This is a genomic window from Altererythrobacter sp. KTW20L (assembly GCF_023501975.1).
GTDB lineage: Bacteria > Pseudomonadota > Alphaproteobacteria > Sphingomonadales > Sphingomonadaceae > Alteraurantiacibacter.
In genome coordinates this window covers 1-1,220 of sequence record NZ_JAMFLH010000028.1, presented here as the reverse complement: position 1 = coordinate 1,220, position 1,220 = coordinate 1, and the positions used below count along the sequence as shown (strand labels likewise).

Below are 1,220 nucleotides of genomic sequence, written 5' to 3'. Positions count from 1 at the left end.
TGAGTAGCCCCTAGTTTTCTAGACGCCTTCCGCTTTCAAAATCTGCTGTCGTTCGAACTCGACGGGCGACAGCATCCCGTTCCTGACCTGCTTGCGCACCGGGTTGTAGAACATTTCGACGTAATCGAACACGTCCTGCCGGGCTTCCTCGCGGGTTTTGTAAGTTCGGCGCCGGATGCGTTCGCGCTTGAGCGACGAGAAGAAGCTCTCGACGACGGCGTTGTCATGGCAGTTGCCGCGTCGGCTCATCGAGTGCTCAAGATTGTGAGCGCGGATGAAGGCCGCCCAGTCCATGCTGGTGAACTGCGAGCCCTGATCCGAGTGGATCAGCACCCGGTGCTTCGGCTTGCGTCGCCATACCGCCATGTGCAGCGCCTGCAGCACCACATCGGTGGTCTGCCGGCTCTGCATCGACCAACCCACCACGCGGCGGGAATACAGGTCGATCACGACCGCCAGATAGGCAAAGCCCTCCAAGGTGCGGATGTACGTGATGTCTGTCACCCAGGCCCGATCTGGTGCAACTACGTCGAACTGACGATCCAGAGTGTTGTCGACCGCCAAGGCCGGCTTGCCACCATAGCTGCCGGGCCTGCGCTTGTAGCCGATCTGTGCCTTGATACCCGCCAGCCTGGTCAACCGGGCAACGCGGTTCGGGCAGCAGGTCTCGCCGTGATCCAGCAGGTCATCGTGCAGCTTGCGGTAGCCATAGACCTTGCCGCTGTCGTGCCAGGCCCGCCGGATCAACTCTGTCTGCCGAGCATCTTCCCGAGCCCGCTGGCTCAGCGGGCTCTTCTGCCATGCATAGTAGCCGCTGGGTTGCACGGCGAGGCACCGGCACATTGCCCGCACGCCGAAACGATCACGATGCTCGGCAATGAACGCGTATCTCACTTTGCATCCCTGGCGAAATACGCGGTGGCTTTTTTTAGGATGTCGCGCTCCTCCGTCACCCGGGCCAGCTCGCGCTTCAACTGCCGGATCTCGGCATCTTTGCCAGCGTCACCCGGCACAACCTTCGCAAAACGCCGCTTCCAAGCATACAGCGAATGCGGGCTGACCCCGAGACGCTGCGAAACCTCGGCTACCGGATAACCGCGCTCGGTGATCTGCGCCACCGCATCGCGCTTGAACTCATCACTGAAATTAGCCTTCCCCATCGTCGCCTCCTGTCCTCAAAATTAGGATCGAAAGCGTCCAGAAATCTAGGGGCTACTCAG

1 protein-coding gene is annotated in these 1,220 nt (G+C 60.8%); it reads right to left on the bottom strand.

Annotation, left to right across the window (positions count from 1 at the left end; translation table 11 throughout):
• Nucleotides 1-18: 18 nt before the first annotated feature.
• Nucleotides 19-1,160 (bottom strand): IS3 family transposase gene (locus M3P36_RS15050; protein WP_249704525.1). Its coding sequence is split into 2 segments (ribosomal slippage): nt 19-920 and nt 920-1,160, totalling 1,143 coding nucleotides; the frame shifts between segments, so codons are not numbered across the junction.
• Between the last annotated feature and the right edge of the window lie 60 nt (nt 1,161-1,220).